Annotated in this window: 15 protein-coding genes; 13 read left to right on the top strand and 2 right to left on the bottom strand. The window is 61.9% G+C overall.

Going from position 1 to position 16,706, the window contains the following annotated elements:
- Positions 1–7: 7 nt before the first annotated feature.
- Positions 8–544 carry a glycine zipper 2TM domain-containing protein gene (locus tag DHB74_RS13960; protein ID WP_036989583.1) on the bottom strand — a complete coding sequence of 179 codons (537 nt, stop codon included), beginning with the start codon at positions 542–544 and terminating at the stop codon, positions 8–10.
- Between the two features lie 82 nt (positions 545–626).
- Positions 627–1,514 carry a LysR family transcriptional regulator gene (locus DHB74_RS13965; RefSeq protein WP_499161751.1) on the bottom strand — a complete coding sequence of 296 codons (888 nt, stop codon included), beginning with the start codon at positions 1,512–1,514 and terminating at the stop codon, positions 627–629.
- A 140-nt stretch (positions 1,515–1,654) separates the two neighbouring features.
- On the opposite strand from DHB74_RS13965, the gene leuC reads away from it, so the two are divergent.
- The 13 genes from leuC to DHB74_RS14030 all read left to right on the top strand — a co-directional run bounded on the left by leuC (position 1,655) and on the right by DHB74_RS14030 (position 16,602).
- The gene (gene leuC, locus DHB74_RS13970; RefSeq protein ID WP_074778454.1) at positions 1,655–3,088 is read left to right on the top strand and encodes a 3-isopropylmalate dehydratase large subunit; all 1,434 of its coding nucleotides are present in this window, start codon (positions 1,655–1,657) and stop codon (positions 3,086–3,088) included.
- Positions 3,085–3,732, top strand: coding sequence for a 3-isopropylmalate dehydratase small subunit (leuD, locus tag DHB74_RS13975; protein ID WP_074778456.1), 648 nt, complete (start codon positions 3,085–3,087; stop codon positions 3,730–3,732). Before leuC ends, leuD begins: the two co-directional genes overlap by 4 nt.
- Before the next feature lie 40 nt (positions 3,733–3,772).
- On the top strand, positions 3,773–4,855 hold the full coding sequence (leuB, locus tag DHB74_RS13980) for a 3-isopropylmalate dehydrogenase (RefSeq protein WP_280164211.1): 1,083 nt from the start codon (positions 3,773–3,775) through the stop codon (positions 4,853–4,855).
- Positions 4,856–4,934: 79 nt separating this feature from the next.
- Positions 4,935–6,047, top strand: a complete 1,113-nt coding sequence (gene asd / locus DHB74_RS13985; protein ID WP_036989589.1) for an aspartate-semialdehyde dehydrogenase — start codon at positions 4,935–4,937, stop codon at positions 6,045–6,047.
- An 88-nt stretch (positions 6,048–6,135) separates the two neighbouring features.
- On the top strand, positions 6,136–7,155 hold the full coding sequence (locus DHB74_RS13990; protein WP_036989590.1) for an aspartate-semialdehyde dehydrogenase: 1,020 nt from the start codon (positions 6,136–6,138) through the stop codon (positions 7,153–7,155).
- A 268-nt stretch (positions 7,156–7,423) separates the two neighbouring features.
- A complete protein-coding gene (locus tag DHB74_RS13995) occupies positions 7,424–10,174 on the top strand; it encodes a motility hub landmark protein FimV (protein ID WP_499161752.1) in 2,751 nt (916 codons plus the stop codon).
- Positions 10,175–10,177: 3 nt separating this feature from the next.
- Complete coding sequence (truA, locus tag DHB74_RS14000) at positions 10,178–11,035, top strand: tRNA pseudouridine(38-40) synthase TruA (RefSeq protein WP_036989592.1); 858 nt, start codon at positions 10,178–10,180, stop codon at positions 11,033–11,035.
- Between the two features lie 54 nt (positions 11,036–11,089).
- Positions 11,090–11,710 carry a phosphoribosylanthranilate isomerase gene (locus DHB74_RS14005; RefSeq protein ID WP_136869526.1) on the top strand — a complete coding sequence of 207 codons (621 nt, stop codon included), beginning with the start codon at positions 11,090–11,092 and terminating at the stop codon, positions 11,708–11,710.
- Positions 11,703–12,920, top strand: coding sequence for a tryptophan synthase subunit beta (gene trpB / locus DHB74_RS14010; RefSeq protein ID WP_036989595.1), 1,218 nt, complete (start codon positions 11,703–11,705; stop codon positions 12,918–12,920). The genes DHB74_RS14005 and trpB overlap by 8 nt, the downstream gene beginning before the upstream one ends.
- Before the next feature lie 10 nt (positions 12,921–12,930).
- Entirely contained in the window at positions 12,931–13,734 is an 804-nt protein-coding gene (gene trpA / locus DHB74_RS14015; protein ID WP_036989596.1) for a tryptophan synthase subunit alpha, read from the top strand.
- Between the two features lie 53 nt (positions 13,735–13,787).
- The gene (gene accD, locus DHB74_RS14020) at positions 13,788–14,702 is read left to right on the top strand and encodes an acetyl-CoA carboxylase, carboxyltransferase subunit beta (RefSeq protein ID WP_499161753.1); all 915 of its coding nucleotides are present in this window, start codon (positions 13,788–13,790) and stop codon (positions 14,700–14,702) included.
- Positions 14,702–15,985, top strand: coding sequence for a bifunctional tetrahydrofolate synthase/dihydrofolate synthase (gene folC / locus DHB74_RS14025; protein WP_280164206.1), 1,284 nt, complete (start codon positions 14,702–14,704; stop codon positions 15,983–15,985). The genes accD and folC overlap by 1 nt, the downstream gene beginning before the upstream one ends.
- The gene (locus tag DHB74_RS14030; protein WP_036989598.1) at positions 15,985–16,602 is read left to right on the top strand and encodes an SPOR domain-containing protein; all 618 of its coding nucleotides are present in this window, start codon (positions 15,985–15,987) and stop codon (positions 16,600–16,602) included. The genes folC and DHB74_RS14030 overlap by 1 nt, the downstream gene beginning before the upstream one ends.
- Positions 16,603–16,706: the final 104 nt, after the last annotated feature.

Raw genomic sequence — 16,706 nt, forward strand, 5'->3', positions numbered from 1 at the left:
GTTGGTATTACTGACCTGCCAGGACCAGTTGGCCGTCCTGCAGGGGGATGGTGTCGCCGGGGTGGCGATCCATGCGCACGGTGCCATTCTTGTCACCGATGCTGTAGTCCACCTGATAGCCGACAACCTTTTCATGATTGTCGTAGACGGTTTCGCAGCGCTGCTCAGTAGTGGTGTAGGTATTACCCTGCTGGATGCGCTCCTGGGTCTTGTTACCGGCATAACCGCCAGCGGCCGCCCCGGCAACGGTGGCGATTTTCTTGCCGGTACCGCCGCCGACCTGGTTGCCCAGCACGCCGCCGATCACGGCGCCGGCCACACTACCCAATACCTGATGCTGATCCTGAACTGGTTTCTGACGGGTTACGGCGACCTGCTGGCAAACCTCACGCGGAGTGCGTTCGTTTTCCTTGATCTCGACCACATTGAGGACTTGCGCGTGGGTCGGCGTCTTGTCGGACAATGCGTTGTAGCCGGCGATGGCACCACCAGCGGTAGCGACGATTGCGCCGATGACGATGCCTGACAACATTGATTTGTTCATGGTGATTTCCCTGTGCACTGCGTTGATCTATTGCGGGTATCCGCACCTCTTACCGGCTGAGACTGCCAGGTTTGCCACAAGTTCAAAGCGGGCCGCTGTTATCGCTATGCTGGTGCAGTAGTTCGATCAGCGCCCGGCCGGCATTGGAAAGGGTTCTGCCGTTGTGATGAATGCAGCCCAGCTCGCGGACCAGGCCAGCGTTCGGTACCTGTAGCGCGCGGACCTGGGAGTCGATCATGGTGCGTGGCAGTACGCTCCAGGCCAAGCCGATGGAGACCATCATCTTGATGGTCTCCATATAGTTGGTGCTCATGCTGACCTGTGGAGTGATGCCGTGGCGCTCGAACAGCTGGCCGACTACGCGGTGGGTAAAGGTATTGACCCCGGGAAACACCGCCGGATAACTGGCCAGCTGCTGTAGCTGGACTTCGTCTTTACCGGCCAGGGGATGCTCCGGCGCTACCACGAATTCCAGCTGGTCGTGCCAGATTCGGGTGGCAATGATCGGTGGCTCGACCGCCGGGGCCAGGGTGATCACTGCTAGCTCGATCTCGCCATGCAGGACTTTCTCATAGGCAATTTCGGAGTCGAGAAACTCGATATCCAGCACCACACCCGGATAAGCCTTGGTGAAGCGGCGCAGCAGCGGGGGTAACCGATGCAGTCCGATATGATGACTGGTAGCCAGTCTGAGCCGGCCCTGGATATTGGCCGATAGGTTGCCGAGAGCCCGGCGGGTGTCGTTGAGAGTATTGATGATGAGCTCGGCGCGGGGCTGCAGGGCGCGACCGGCCTCGGTCAGCCCGACGTGCTTGCCGATGCGGTCGAACAGGCGCGCGCCGAGCTGTTGCTCCAAAGCGGCGATGCGTTTGCTGATGGCTGGCTGGGTCAGATGCAGCTGTTCCGCGGCGCGGGAAAAGGAGCCGGTGGCAGCTACAGCGAGAAAAGCGGTGAAGTTGGCAATGTCCATGTGGATTCCTAATGGTTATCCAATGCATGAATATAATGAATTTGTTTTATTGATTACCAGCTCTTACTATCGCTTTGTATTCAAAACTGTCGGCCGGATGTTCAGGGACCGGCAGACCTCAGCCGATTCAGGAGATAAGCATGTCCGCCAAGACGCTCTACGACAAGCTTTGGGATAGCCATCTGGTCAAGCAAAGGGACGATGGTTCGGCCCTGTTGTATATCGATCGCCATCTGTTGCATGAAGTGACCTCGCCACAGGCCTTTGAAGGTCTGCGCCTGGCTGACCGCAAGCCTTGGCGCATCGACGCCAACCTGGCGACGCCGGATCATAACGTGCCCACGATCAACCGTGCAGCCGGAGTGGCTGGTATCGATGATCTGGTATCCAAGCTGCAGGTCACCACCCTCGACGATAACTGCAAGGACTTCGGCATCCTGGAGTTCCAGATGACTGATCGCCGCCAGGGCATCGTGCATGTGGTGGGGCCGGAGCAGGGCGCGACTCTGCCGGGCATGACCATCGTCTGCGGCGACTCCCACACCGCCACCCATGGTGCCTTCGGCGCTCTGGCTCACGGTATCGGCACGTCTGAGGTCGAGCATGTGCTGGCTACCCAGTGTCTGGTCGCCAAGAAGATGAAGAACATGCTGGTCCAGGTCGACGGTGAGTTGGGCTTTGGCGTAACCGCCAAAGACATCGTGCTGGCGGTGATCGGCAAGATCGGCACCGCTGGTGGTAACGGTCACGCCATCGAATTTGCCGGGTCCGCTATCCGCGGCCTGTCAATGGAAGGGCGCATGACGGTGTGCAACATGGCCATCGAAGCCGGTGCCCGCGTTGGTCTGGTCGCCTGCGACGAGAAGACCGTGGCGTACGTCAAGGATCGCCCCTATGCGCCCAAGGGCGGGGACTGGGACAAGGCCGTGGCAGCCTGGCAGGATCTGGTATCCGACGCCGATGCGGTGTTTGACACCGTGGTCGAGCTGGACGCCGCGCAGATCAAGCCGCAGGTGTCCTGGGGCACATCTCCCGAGATGGTCGTGGCAATCGATGCCAAGGTGCCGAATCCGGCCCGGGAAACCGACGCGGTCAAGCGCAGTGGTTATCAGCGTGCATTGCAGTACATGGGCCTGGAGGCCGATCAGCCGATCACTTCGATCAAGCTGGATCGGGTGTTCATCGGCTCCTGCACCAACTCGCGGATCGAGGATCTGCGTGCGGCCGCGGTGGTCGCCAAAGGCCGCAGGGTCGCCAACACCGTCAAGCAGGCGATGGTTGTGCCCGGCTCGGGCCTGGTCAAGGAACAGGCCGAGCGCGAAGGCCTGGATGTGATCTTTAAGGCCGCCGGCTTCGAATGGCGCGATCCGGGTTGTTCCATGTGTCTGGCCATGAACCCCGACCGCCTGCAGCCCGGCGAGCACTGCGCCTCGACATCCAATCGCAACTTCGAAGGGCGGCAGGGCAATGGCGGGCGCACCCATCTGGTCAGCCCGGCCATGGCGGCTGCGGCGGCGATCGCCGGCCATTTCGTTGATGTGCGTGACATGCTCACAGAGGAGGCAAGCGCATGAGAGCCTTTACCAAACATACCGGCTTGGTAGCGCCGCTGGATCGGGCCAACGTGGACACCGACCAGATCATTCCCAAGCAGTTTCTCAAGTCGATCAAGCGAACCGGCTTCGGCCCCAATCTGTTCGACGAGTGGCGCTACCTTGATGAGGGCTACCCGGGCCAGGACCATACCAGCCGTCCGCTGAACCCGGATTTTGTTTTGAACCAGCCCCGCTATCAAGGTGCCAGCGTGTTGCTGGCACGGGAGAACTTTGGTTGTGGTTCCAGCCGCGAACACGCGCCATGGGCCCTGGATGAATATGGCTTTCGTGCCGTACTGGCATCCAGCTTTGCCGATATATTCTTCAACAATAGCTTCAAGAATGGCTTGTTACCTATTGTTTTAAATGAAGAGGATATTGATGATCTGTTCAAGCAGGCCGAAGCGGAAGAGGGCTATCAGCTGACCGTGGACCTGCAGGCGCAGACGGTGACCCGTCCGGACGGCAAGAGCTACAGCTTCGAGATCGATGCGTTTCGCAAGCACTGTTTGCTCAATGGCCTGGATGATATCGGGTTGACCCTGCAGGACGCTGATGCGATCCGCGCATTTGAAGAAAAGCATCGCCAGGCGCAGCCGTGGCTGTTTGATGCCATCAAATAAATTGAAGATTTCAGCTTAAAGAACAAAGGCTTAGTGAAATATGTCAAAGAAGATTCTGGTTCTGCCGGGCGATGGAATTGGTCCTGAAATCGTTGCCGAAGCGGTCAAGGTGCTGGACGTGGCCAGCGAAAAATATGGCCTGGGCGTCGAGCTGAGCTATGACGATCTGGGTGGCGCGGCCTATGACCGTTACGGCACACCGCTGGCGGATGAGACACTGGAGCGCGCGCGGCAGGCCGATGCGATCCTGCTCGGCGCAGTTGGCGGTCCCAAGTGGGATACCATCGACCCGGCCTTGCGCCCCGAGCGCGGACTGCTGAAGATCCGTTCGCAGCTGGAGTTGTTCGGTAACCTGCGCCCGGCCTTGCTGTATCCGCAGCTGGCCGAGGCCTCCACGCTCAAGCCCGAGGTAGTATCGGGGCTGGACATTCTTATCGTCCGCGAACTGACCGGCGGCATCTACTTCGGTCAGCCCCGCGAGCGTCGGGTGTTGGACAATGGCGAGCGTCAGGCCTATGACACCTTGCCCTACAGCGAAAGCGAGATCCGCCGCATCGCCACCGTCGGCTTCGATATGGCCCGTCTACGCGGCAAGAAGCTGTGCTCGGTGGACAAGGCCAACGTGCTGGCATCCAGTCAGCTGTGGCGCGAAGTGGTGGAAGAGGTGGCGAAGGACTATCCGGATGTCGAGCTGTCGCACATGTATGTCGACAACGCCGCGATGCAGCTGGTCCGTGCACCCAAGCAGTTCGACGTGATCGTTACCGACAACATGTTCGGTGACATTCTGTCGGATCAGGCTTCCATGCTCACCGGTTCTATCGGCATGCTGCCATCGGCGTCGTTGAATGCGCAGAACAAAGGCATGTACGAGCCCTGCCATGGCAGCGCGCCGGATATCGCAGGGCAAGGCATTGCCAACCCGCTGGCGACCATCCTCTCGGTGTCCATGATGCTGCGCTACAGCTTCGCTGAAGCCGCAGCTGCCGATGCCATCGAGCAAGCCGTCAGTCAGGTGCTGGACCAGGGCCTGCGCACCGGCGACATCATGGCGGCTGGTTGCCGTCAGGTTGGCACCCGGGAAATGGGTGACGCCGTGGTCGCGGCGCTGAAAAACCTGTAACCTGTCGCATTGCTTAATTTGTACCCGGCGCTGGCCGGGTGCAGTCGTCGTGAATTTCACCCCATGGGGGTCTGCAGTTATGAAACAAGTTGGTTTGATCGGCTGGCGGGGCATGGTGGGTTCTGTGCTCATGCAGCGTATGCGTGAAGAGAATGACTTTGCTTCCATTGATCCGGTATTTTTCACCACCTCCAACGTTGGTGGCACCGGTCCGGATATTGGCAAGGCCATTCCCGAGCTGAAGGATGCTTACGACATCGAAGCCCTCAAGCCGATGGACATCATCATCACCTGCCAGGGTGGCGATTACACCAGTGCCGTCTATCCCAAGCTGCGTGCCGAAGGCTGGAAGGGCTATTGGATCGATGCTGCCTCCGCCCTGCGCATGGAAGATGAAGCGGTCATCGTGCTGGACCCGGTCAACCGTCGGAACATCGATCAGGCCGTGCGTGACGGCATGAAGACCTTCGTCGGCGGCAACTGCACCGTCAGCCTGATGCTGATGGGCCTGGGTGGCCTGTTCGAGAACGGTCTGGTCGAATGGATGACCGCCATGACCTATCAGGCAGCCAGTGGCGCCGGTGCACAGAACATGCGCGAACTGATCAACCAGATGGGCGTGATCAACGGCTCGGTAACTGATCAGCTGGCCGATCCGGCCAGTGCCATTCTGGACATCGATCGTCAGGTCGCAGCGACCTTGCGTGATGATGGTTTCCCGACAGAGAATTTCGGTGTGCCGCTGGCCGGCAGCCTGATCCCCTGGATCGACAAGCAGCTGCCCAATGGCCAGAGCCGTGAAGAGTGGAAGGCCCAGGCCGAGACCAACAAGATCATCGGTCGCAGCGGTCGCCCGATCCCGGTAGACGGCATTTGTGTGCGCATTGGCGCCATGCGCTGCCACAGCCAGGCGCTGACCATCAAGCTGAACAAGGATGTGCCGCTGGCGGATATCGAAGCCATGCTCGATGCGCACAATCCCTGGTCCAAGGTGGTGCCGAACGAGAAGGAAGCCAGCATCCGTGATCTCACCCCGACTGCCGTAACCGGCACACTGAAGGTGCCGGTAGGTCGTCTGCGTAAGCTCAATATGGGTTCGCAGTACCTGTCTGCCTTCACCGTCGGCGACCAACTGCTGTGGGGCGCAGCCGAGCCGCTGCGCCGCATGCTGCGGATCCTGCTCGAGGGTTGAGTCGCGCCGGATCAGGCAAGTAATCGGGGCACCCCCGCCAGGCGGGGGTGCCCTTTGTGTTTTCAGGATTCAGTGAGAATTTCCTTATATGAGCAAGACCGGTGATGTTGCGATAGTGGGTATGAGCGGGCTGGCAGGCGAAACCCTGCTGAATGTACTGGACGAGCATGAATTTGCCTTCGGCCGCATTCACCTGCTGGACACCGAAGACCGTGCCGGTGGCCGGCCCATGCTCAAAGGGCAGAGCCAGCGGGTAGAGGTGCTGGAGCGATTCGACTTCACCCAGGTGGCGGTCGTGCTGTTCGCTGATGCGGAGCTGGCCACCGGCTGGGCTGAGCGGGCCGTGAAAGCCGGCTGCCTGGTCGTCGACGGTTGTGGCGCCTTTCGTGGTGAAGCCGATGTGCCGTTGGTGGTCGCCGAGGTCAATCCTCAGGCGCTGGAGGGTGTCCGGGCGCGCGGTGTGGTGTCCTGTCCCGATGCGCAAGTGGTCCAGACGCTGATAGCACTGCAGCCTTTGGTGGCTGAAGCTGGCTTGCAATCAGTCACCGTGGCCACTTATCAGTCGATGTCGACCGTCGGCGGTGAAGAGGTCGAAGCCCTGGCGCTGCAGACCGGCCGCCTGCTCAATGGGCAGCCGCCAGAGAAGGGCGCATTCGACAAGCAGGCAGCCTTCAATCTGATTCCGCGGATCGGTGAGCTGGATGAGAGCGGTAGCAGTACTGCCGAGGTGCGGCTGGCGGAGGATATCCGGCGCATTCTGCAGTTGCCGCAGCTGCCGGTGTCGGCCACCTGCGTGCTGGTGCCGACCTTCTTTGGTAGTGCCCAGGTCATGCAGGTCCGTACCCGGGATGCCCTGCCTGCCAAGCGCGCCGCCACGCTGCTGCGCAAGGCGCCTGGCGTCAAGTTGCTGGACCGGCCCAGTGCCGGGGGGTATCCCACACCGGTTGCCGATGCGACTGGCACGGATCAGGTATGGGTTGGCCGGCTGCGCCAGGATTCCCTGGACCCGGTCAGCGTCAGTATGTGGCTTGTGTCTGATAATCTTCGAAAAGGTGTCGCACTCAACGCGCTTGCTGTTGCAGACTTATTGATAAAAGGCCATTTGTAATCGATACTTGCTGCTGGTTTGTAACTATCGATTCAGGTACTGTCCGGGCAAATACTGATTTTGAGTTCGACTTGTTTTCAGATTGTCGATTGCCGGTGGGGAGTCAGGGTGCGTTGGAAACGCCGCTTATAGAGCGCAGGTGTTTTTCAGCGATATCCTGAACCGGTGGGCGGGAATGGGGTTCATGGACGCGTGTAAAACGATAAAGCAAAGGATCTTCGCTATGGTTCGTAAACTGGTTTTGGCTGTCGCCGCAGCTAGTGCCCTGATGTCATCCAATATGGTCCAGGCGCTGGGGGTTGGCGAGATCAACCTGCGCTCAGCCCTGAATCAGCCGTTGGAAGCCGAAATTGAACTGCTGCAGGTGCGCGATCTGTCGAGTAGCGAGATCCGTCCGCTGCTGGCATCGCCCGACGACTTCGGCAAGGCCGGCATCGAACGTTCGTTCTTTCTCACCGACCTGACCTTTACCCCAGTGGTCAGGCCGGACGGCAAGGCCGTTATCAAAGTGACCTCGACCCGGCCGGTCAAGGAACCCTACCTGAACTTCCTGATGGAAGTGCGCTGGCCGTCCGGTCGCGTGCTGCGTGAATTCACCCTGTTGCTGGACCCGCCGCTGTACCAGCCGACGCCGGTTACCGCCAGCGCGCCGGTTGCCCGGTCGGCGACCCCGGCAACTGGTGATATCGTACGCCCGGCGCCGGGCCAACCAGCCTCGGCTGCCGCCGCGGGCAGCCAGACGCCACGCACCGCCGCGCCGCGTCAGCCTGCGGGCCAGGCCTCCGGCGAATGGAAAACCAATCATGCCGACACGCTCTGGGAAATCGCCCTGAAGAGCCGGCCGCAGGGTGCCAGTGTCCAGCAGACCATGCTGGCTATCCAGGACATCAACCCTACTGCCTTCAGCGGCAACAACATCAACAACCTTCGTGCCAACCACACGCTGAACCTGCCGACCGCCGAGCAGGCAGCCGCTCGCAGTCATGCCGAGGCGGTGGCCGAGGTGGCCAGCCAGACAGCCTCCTGGCGCAACCGTGCGCCAGCCAGCGAGCCCACAGCGCGGCAGCTTGATGCTCGCGAGCGGGACGCGGCTGGCCCGGCGCCCTCACAGAGCAGCAATGAGGACTCCCTGCGGTTGGTTTCCGGCACCGATGAGGCCAGCGAGACCAATACCGACTCGGCCGCCGACGGCGAAAACGGCGGGCTGCGCGACGCGCTGGACCGCACCAAGGAACAGTTGGACTCCACCGAGCGGGAGAAGGACGAGCTCACCGATCGGTTGGCCGATCTGGAAGGGCAGCTGGATACGCTGCAACGTCTGCTCGAACTCAAGGATGCCCAGCTGGCAGCCCTGCAGCAGGAGCTGAGCGGCAACGGCGAGTTGCCTGATGTCCTGCCGGTGCCCGCCGAGGAAGGCGGCGCGGAAACAGCTCTGGAAGAAAGCCTTGCGCCGGTCGAAACATTGCCGGAAGAGCCAGTTGAATCGTCGGCCGACATGGAAACCGACGCCGAGCCTGCCGGGAATGGCGAAGAGGCAAGCGACGAGACTGATGCCAGTGAGGAGCAACTGGCTGTGGCGCCGGTGGCCACACCCGCCAATGAACAGCCGTCTGGCGGCCCGGGTGATACTGCGCCGGAGCAGCCCGCTCCTGTAGCGCCAGTTAGCGAACAGCCGCGGATGGACAGCGGCTCACCCGAGGCGCTGCTGCAGCGGTTCATGCAGAACCAGAGCCTGTTGCTGGGCGCTGGCGCGGTTGCGCTGCTGGTCCTGTTGCTGATTCTGATGGCGGTCGCCCGACGCAATGCGCGACGGGAAGCTGAACTGGCGGATAGCTTCATCGCCCAGTCGGCGCTCGCCGGCGACAACACCGATGCTGGCAGCGAAGGCAGTGACTTCAATGTAGCCCTGGCTGGGGCGCAGACCGACGCGGCTGATGATATGGATCTGGCGCGCGACCCGCTGGTCGAAGCGGACGCCCTGATTGCCTATGGCAAGCTGGACGAGGCTGCAGAAGCGCTGCAGACAGCCATTCATGAAGAGCCCGAGCGTACCGATCTGCGACTGAAGATGATGGAAGTCGAAGCGCTGCGCGAGAATCCGCAAGGCTATGCGGCCCAGGCTGAGGCGTTGCGGCGCATGGGTATGGATGACGCTGCCGTGGAGCTGATGAATGCCCGTTACCCGCTGATGGCTGCTGGTCTGGTGACTGGCGCGGCGTTGATGGCAGATGACGAGCAGGCGGAGCCGGCCGAGTCGCTGTCGATCGACGACCAGGGCGGTGTGGATGATAATGTGGCGCTGGATGCCGAAGCTGACGAATTCGATTTTACCGACTTCGGCCTGGAAGAAGAGGCTGCTGCCTCGCTGGCCGATGCCGATGGCACGGAGGAAGTCGGTTTCGATCTGGATTTCGACCTGGACGAGAGTCTGGAAGAGAATCCCGATCAGGCGCTGGATGAAGCGCTGACCGATCTCGCCGAGACCGACTCGACGACGCAACCTGCCGTCGAGCCGGCGCCGGTTGAGCCGGCCGAACAGCCGGTATCTTCGGCTCAGCTCGATGAATTCGAGCTGACGCTGGATGATGAGCTGCAGGCAGACAACCTGCTGGCCGAGTTCGAGGCGATGAGCCTGGCCGGTGCCGATAACGATTCCCGTGAGGCTGCAGCCGAGCCGGATGACAGCAGTTTCGCCCTGACCGATGACGACCTGGCTGGTTTCGAAGCAGAGCTGCAATCAGCGATGAACAACGATGCGGCCCAGGTGAGCGGCGAAGCTGGGCACGATGAGTTTTCGACCACCCCGAATGAGGGCTCCATGCCAGCCGAGAACTTGGACGACGACGATTTCGACTTCCTGTCGGATACCGATGAGTGTGCCACCAAGCTGGATCTGGCCCGCGCCTACATCGACATGGGCGATGAGGAAGGGGCACGTGATATCCTTGCCGAAGTGGTCGAAGAAGGGACTCAGCAACAGCAGCAGGATGCTCGGGAACTGATGGGGCAACTTGGCTGATAAATGAGTAGTACACCTGTAGATGCGGCCGCCCCCGAGGCGGCCGCTGTTGTTTCAAGAGTGGCAGCCTGTGTTGAGTACAGCGGGACGGCTTATCGCGGCTGGCAGCGTCAGCAGCCTGGCGTGCGCAGTGTTCAGGAAGAAGTCGAGAAAGCACTGTCGCGGGTAGCCAATCATCCAATTCAGCTGTTCTGCGCCGGGCGCACCGATGCCGGGGTGCATGCCTCCTGCCAGATCATCCACTTCGACAGCAGTGCCCGTCGCGAGCCGACGAACTGGTTTCACGGCGCCAACGCCAATCTGCCCCATGACATCAGCTTTGTCTGGGCCAAGCCGGTGGGGCTGGATTTCCATGCGCGCTTCTCGGCAATGGCCCGACGCTACCGCTATGTGATCTATAACGACCCGGTGCGTCCGGCGCAGCTGGGCCGTGAGGTAACCTGGAACTACCGGCCGCTGGATATCGAGCGCATGCAGGAGGCAGCCCAGGTGCTGGTCGGCGAACATGACTTTACCTCTTACCGGGCTACAGCCTGCCAGGCCAAGTCGCCGATCAAGAAGATCCATCACCTGAAGCTGGTCCGTTTTGGCAAGTTCATCGTGCTGGATATCCGGGCCAATGCCTTCTTGCATCACATGGTGCGCAACATTGCCGGGGTGTTAATGCAGATTGGCTGTGGTGAGCGACCGATCGAGTGGGCCGGGGAAATTCTGCAAGCGCGAGACCGGCATACCGGCGGGTTGACTGCGCCAGCCTATGGCCTGTATCTGGTGGATGTGACCTACGCCGAGCACTTTGATCTACCCAAGCGCTACCTGGGGCCGCACTTTCTCTCGGCACTCAATGAGCTGGACGACTGACGCCCCGTAATCGATCTGCTACTATCGTCTGCTTTACCGATTCAGGGTCATCACTTGCCTATGACGCGTATCAAAATCTGTGGCATCACCCGGGTCGAGGATGCTCTGGCAGCAGCCGGGGCCGGGGCTGATGCCATCGGTCTGGTGTTCCATGCTGGCAGCCCGCGAGCGGTGAGCATCGAGCAGGCCCGGGCCATCGTCCAGGCGCTGCCGCCCTTTGTCACTACAGTGGGCCTGTTCGTCGATGCGGCGGAGGAGACCATCCGTGCGGTGCTGGACCAGGTGCCGCTGGACCTGCTGCAGTTTCATGGTGACGAGCCCGATACCTTCTGCCAGCGCTTTGCGCGGCCCTATATCAAAGCCGTTCGGGTCCGCCCGGGCGACGATCTGGATGCCCTGGCGGCCAACTGGCCGGGTGCCAGCGGTATCCTGTTGGACAGTTACAAGCCCGGCGTGCCGGGTGGCACCGGAGAGACCTTTGACTGGTCCATGATTCCTGCCCAGCGGTCCTGGACATTGGTCCTTGCCGGTGGCCTGCAGTCGCAGAATGTGCGCCAGGCCATCGATCTGACCGCGCCCTGGGCGGTGGATGTCAGTGGCGGCGTCGAGGCCACCAAGGGCATCAAGGATATCGACAAAATCAACGCTTTTGTTCATGAGGTGAAGCGTGGCTGATTCAAACCCCATCGATTATGCGAGCGTCCCCGACCAGCGTGGCCACTTCGGCCCCTATGGCGGTCGCTTCGTCTCCGAGACGCTGATGGATGCGCTCGAGGAACTCGAAACCCTGTATGAAAAGCTGTCCCGGGACCCCGAGTTTCAGGCTGAGTTCGACCGCGACCTGGCGCACTATGTCGGTCGTCCATCGCCGCTGTACTTCGCTGAGCGCCTGAGCGCCAAGGTCGGCGGGGCGCAGATCTGGCTCAAGCGCGAAGACCTCAACCATACCGGCGCGCACAAGGTGAACAACACCATCGGCCAGGCGCTGCTGGCCAAGCATATGGGCAAGCCCCGGGTGATTGCCGAGACCGGCGCTGGCCAGCATGGGGTTGCCACTGCGACTGTAGCCGCGCGCCTGGGTCTGAAGTGCCAGGTCTACATGGGAGCCGAAGACGTAAAGCGTCAGGCGCTCAACGTCTATCGCATGAAGCTGCTGGGCGCCGAGGTGATTCCGGTTACTTCGGGCTCGAAGACACTCAAGGATGCGATGAACGAGGCCATGCGCGACTGGGTCACCAATATCGACGATACCTTCTACATCATCGGTACGGTGGCCGGCCCGCATCCCTATCCCAAACTGGTGCGTGACTTCCAGTGTGTGATTGGTCGTGAGGCCCGCGAGCAATCCCTGGCCCAGGCCGGCCGGTTGCCCGACGCACTGGTAGCGTGCGTCGGTGGTGGGTCCAACGCCATCGGCTTGTTCCATCCCTTCCTGGAAGACCAGGATGTCGCCATGTACGGCGTTGAAGCCGGTGGTGATGGTCTGGAGACCGGCCGCCACGCAGCACCGCTGGCCTCCGGTCGCCCCGGCGTACTGCATGGCAACCGCACCTACCTGATGGAAGACGAGAACGGCCAGATCATCGAGACCCACTCGGTATCCGCCGGTCTTGATTATCCGGGTGTGGGGCCAGAGCACAGCTGGCTGAAGGATGTGGGACGGGTCAACTATGTCGATGCCACCGATACCGAGGCCCTGGCCGCCTTCCGTGAGCTGACTCTGGTCGAAGGCATCATGCCGGCGCTGGAGTCCAGTCACGCGGTGGCCTACGCGATGAAACTGGCGGCGACCATGCGTCCCGACCAGATCATCGTGGTGAACCTGTCCGGTCGGGGCGACAAGGACATCCATACGGTCGCCGGTATTGACGGCATCAGCGTTTGAAGAGGGTGGTATGAGCCGAATTCAACAGTGTTTTGATGCCTTGCGCGCCTCCGGTCGCAAGGCGCTGATCCCCTACGTCACGGCCGGTGATCCAAACCCGGAAATGACCCTGCCGCTGATGCACGAGCTGGTCGAGGCCGGCGTCGATGTGATCGAGCTGGGCATTCCGTTTTCCGATCCGATGGCCGACGGCCCGGTTATCCAGCTGGCCATGGAGCGGGCACTGGCGCACAACGTCAGCCTGCGCCAGGTGATGGAGATGGTGCGCGAGTTCCGCACCACCAACCAGACTACCCCCGTGGTACTGATGGGCTATCTGAACCCCATGGAGCGCATGGGTTACGAAACCTTCGCCAGGGAGGCCGCAGCAGCAGGTATCGATGGCGTGCTGACCGTGGATCTGCCACCGGAAGAGGCCGAGGAAGTCGCTCCGCTGTTTCGTGAGCACGGTCTGGACTGCATTTTCCTGTTGGCACCGACCACGACCCTGGCCCGGGCGCGCAAAATCTGCGAGCACGCCAGTGGTTATGTCTATTATGTTTCACTGAAAGGTGTGACCGGATCGGCTGCCTTGAACGTCACCGAAGTAGCAGACAAGCTGGCGCAGCTGCGTACTGTCACCGATCTGCCGATCGGTGTCGGTTTTGGTATCCGTGATGGTGCCTCCGCTGCCGCCGTGGCTGGCGTGGCCGATGGGGTGGTGGTGGGCTCGGTATTGGTCAACCAGATTGCCGCCCATGTCGGCGAGCCCGAGCAGGCCCGTGCCGGCATCACTGCCGTCATCCGCGAGATGCGGGCAGCCATGGATCGCTGAGCGACAGCGCATTCGTACATTTTGGTGAAGCAGACAACAGATAAGGATTGGCAATGAGCAACTGGCTGGTGGATAAACTGATTCCTTCCATCGTGCGTTCCGAGGCGCAGAAGAGCAGTGTGCCCGAAGGGCTGTGGCGTAAATGCCCGTCCTGCGACGCCGTGCTGTACCGCCCCGAGTTGGAAAAGAATCTGGAGGTTTGCCCCAAGTGCAGCCACCATCTGCGGATCAGCGCCCGGCGCCGTCTGGATATTTTCCTGGATGCCGATGGCCGTACTGAGATTGCCGCAGAGCTCGAGCCGGTCGACAAGCTCAAGTTCCGGGATACCAAGAAATACAAGGACCGCCTGGTTGCAGCCCAGAAGCTGACCGGCGAGAAGGACGCGCTGGTGGTCATGCAGGGCGCCCTCAAGGGCATGCCGCTGGTGGCAAGTGCCTTTGAGTTCAACTTCATGGGCGGTTCCATGGGCAGCGTGGTCGGTGCGCGTTTCGTGCGCGGTGCCGAGATTGCCCTGCGCGAGCGTATTCCCTATGTCTGCTTCCCAGCCTCGGGCGGGGCGCGGATGCAGGAGGCGCTGTTCTCGCTGATGCAGATGACCAAGACCAGCGCGGCGCTGGCGCGACTGAAGGAAGAGGGGATTCCCTTCATTTCAGTCATGACCGACCCGGTCTACGGCGGTGTATCGGCCAGTCTGGCGATGCTGGGTGACCTGAACGTCGCCGAGCCCAACGCACTGATCGGCTTTGCCGGTCCGCGAGTGATCGAGCAAACGGTACGCGAGAAGCTGCCGGCCGGCTTCCAGCGCAGCGAGTTCCTGCTTGATCATGGTGCCCTGGACATGATCATCCCGCGCCACGAAATGCGTGATCGCCTGGCGGGTATTCTGGCCATGCTGACCAACCAGCCGGCACCGGCCGTTGTCGGCACCGACCTGCCGGCCGCAGACGGCGAAGTGGCCAGCATCTGATGGCCGAGCTGGGGCTGGCCGACTGGCTGGCGCGGCTCGAGCGCCTGCATCCTGCGGAAATCGACATGGGCCTGGACCGGGTGGCCGAAGTGGCTACCCGGCTCCAGGTGTTGGACCCGGCACCGCTGGTGTTTACCGTTACCGGGACCAACGGCAAGGGTTCCACCTGTGCGGCGTTGGACAGCCTGTTGCGCCATGCCGGACGGCGCAGCGGCTGTTACTCGTCCCCTCATCTGATCGCTTACAACGAACGTGTCAGCATTGATGGCCAGCCGGTCAGCGATGCCGATCTGTGTGCGGCCTTTGCCGCTATCGATCAGGCACGTGGTGATATCTCCCTGACTTATTTCGAGTTTGGCACCTTGGCGGCGCTCTGGCTGTTCAAGCGGGCCGGGCTGGATGCCGTGGTGCTGGAAGTAGGCCTGGGCGGTCGCCTGGATGCGGTCAATGTAATCGATGCCCATGTGGCGGTAGTCACCAGTATCGGTCTGGACCACAGCGATTATCTGGGCGACAGTCGCGATTCGGTCGGTTACGAGAAAGCCGGCATCCTGCGCCATGGGCGGCCGTTGGTCTGCTCGGAAACCGATCTGCCGCCACGCTTTCTGGAGCAGGTGCGGTTGCTCGATGTGTCCACGCTGCAGCGTGGCCGGGACTATGGCTGGACGGATGGCAGTGACGGACATTGGCGCTTATTCGGGCTCGATGCAGCCCAGACTCGGCGGGACATCAGCGTAGCGCCGGTGCGTCTGCCCCGGGATAACCTGAGTTCAGCGGTGCAGGCCTTCTGGGCTGCGGGGCTGGATATGCCCGACGAGCAGATTGCCGCGGCGCTGGTTGCAGCCTTCGTGCCGGGCCGCCTGGATCGGCGCTCGCTGCAATGGGGCGGCCGGGCGCGGGAGCTGCTGCTTGATGTCGGGCACAACCCGCAGGCGGCAGGTTTCCTGGCTGCTCATCTGGCGGCGGCGCCGGCTCGCCAGCATGCGGTATTCGGTCTGCTGGCGGACAAGGATCTGGATGGCATCCTGCAGCCCCTGCGGGGCCAGTTCGGTTCCTGGGCGGTAGCGCCACTGCCAACGCCGCGCTCGCGGGATGCGCAGTCCCTGGCGGCGCAACTGGACGAGGCAGGCGAGCGCACCGGGATCTTCACGACCATCGGTGAGGCGATTGCCTGGCAGCTGGATCACAGTGCCGCTGATGAAAAAATCGTCGTGTTCGGGTCGTTTTTCTGCGTCGCCGAGGCCATACTCTGGCTGAACAAACAGAGCGGCGGAGACAGATAATGGACGAAGGCCTCAAGCAACGCATCATCGGGGCGCTGGTGTTGGTAGTGGCAGCGGTGGTATTCCTGCCAATGTTATTGTCCGGACAGGATGAGACCGAGCAGGTGCAGGTGGATGTGCCGGAGCCCCCGGTTCTGGATGAGCGCGAGATTGCCGCTGCGACTCCGCCGAGCCTGCCCGAGCCGGCACCGGTACCCGAGATTCCGCAGTCCGCTGGAGCGCCGGCGGATGAGCCCCCAGCCACGCCGCTGCCCGACACCGCGTCGATCGAGCCCGTGCCGGTAGTGACCGAGCCGGCTGCACCTGCCGCCGAGCCTGAGCCGGCGCCAGCCGAGCAGCCCGCTGCCCCGGTGCCGGCCACCAGCGGTGGCTGGGTGATCCAGCAGGCCAGCTTCTCCAGCGTCGATAACGCTGAAGGCTTCCGCAAGACATTGGCCGGTCAGGGCTACAATGCCTATACCCGTTCCGCACAGACCGATGGCAAGACCATTGTGCGGGTCTATGTTGGCCCGCTTGAAAGCCGCGAGGCGGCCGCGCGGGTGCGTGACGAACTGCAGCGCCGGCACCAGAACAAGGGCCTCATCCTGGCCCATGACGACAGCAACCGCGCTCGTTGATCTGCCGGGGATGGCTGCAGGTAGCGTGCATGCGCCTGCAGCTGTTTCGAATGTCATGCAGTTGTTGTTGATTGCCGGTTTCGGTGTGCCGCGGGGCTCTGGTA

Origin of the sequence: Pseudomonas sp. G11-1 (assembly GCF_024031555.1) — a bacterium.
Taxonomy (GTDB): Bacteria; Pseudomonadota; Gammaproteobacteria; order Pseudomonadales; family Pseudomonadaceae; genus Halopseudomonas; species Halopseudomonas bauzanensis.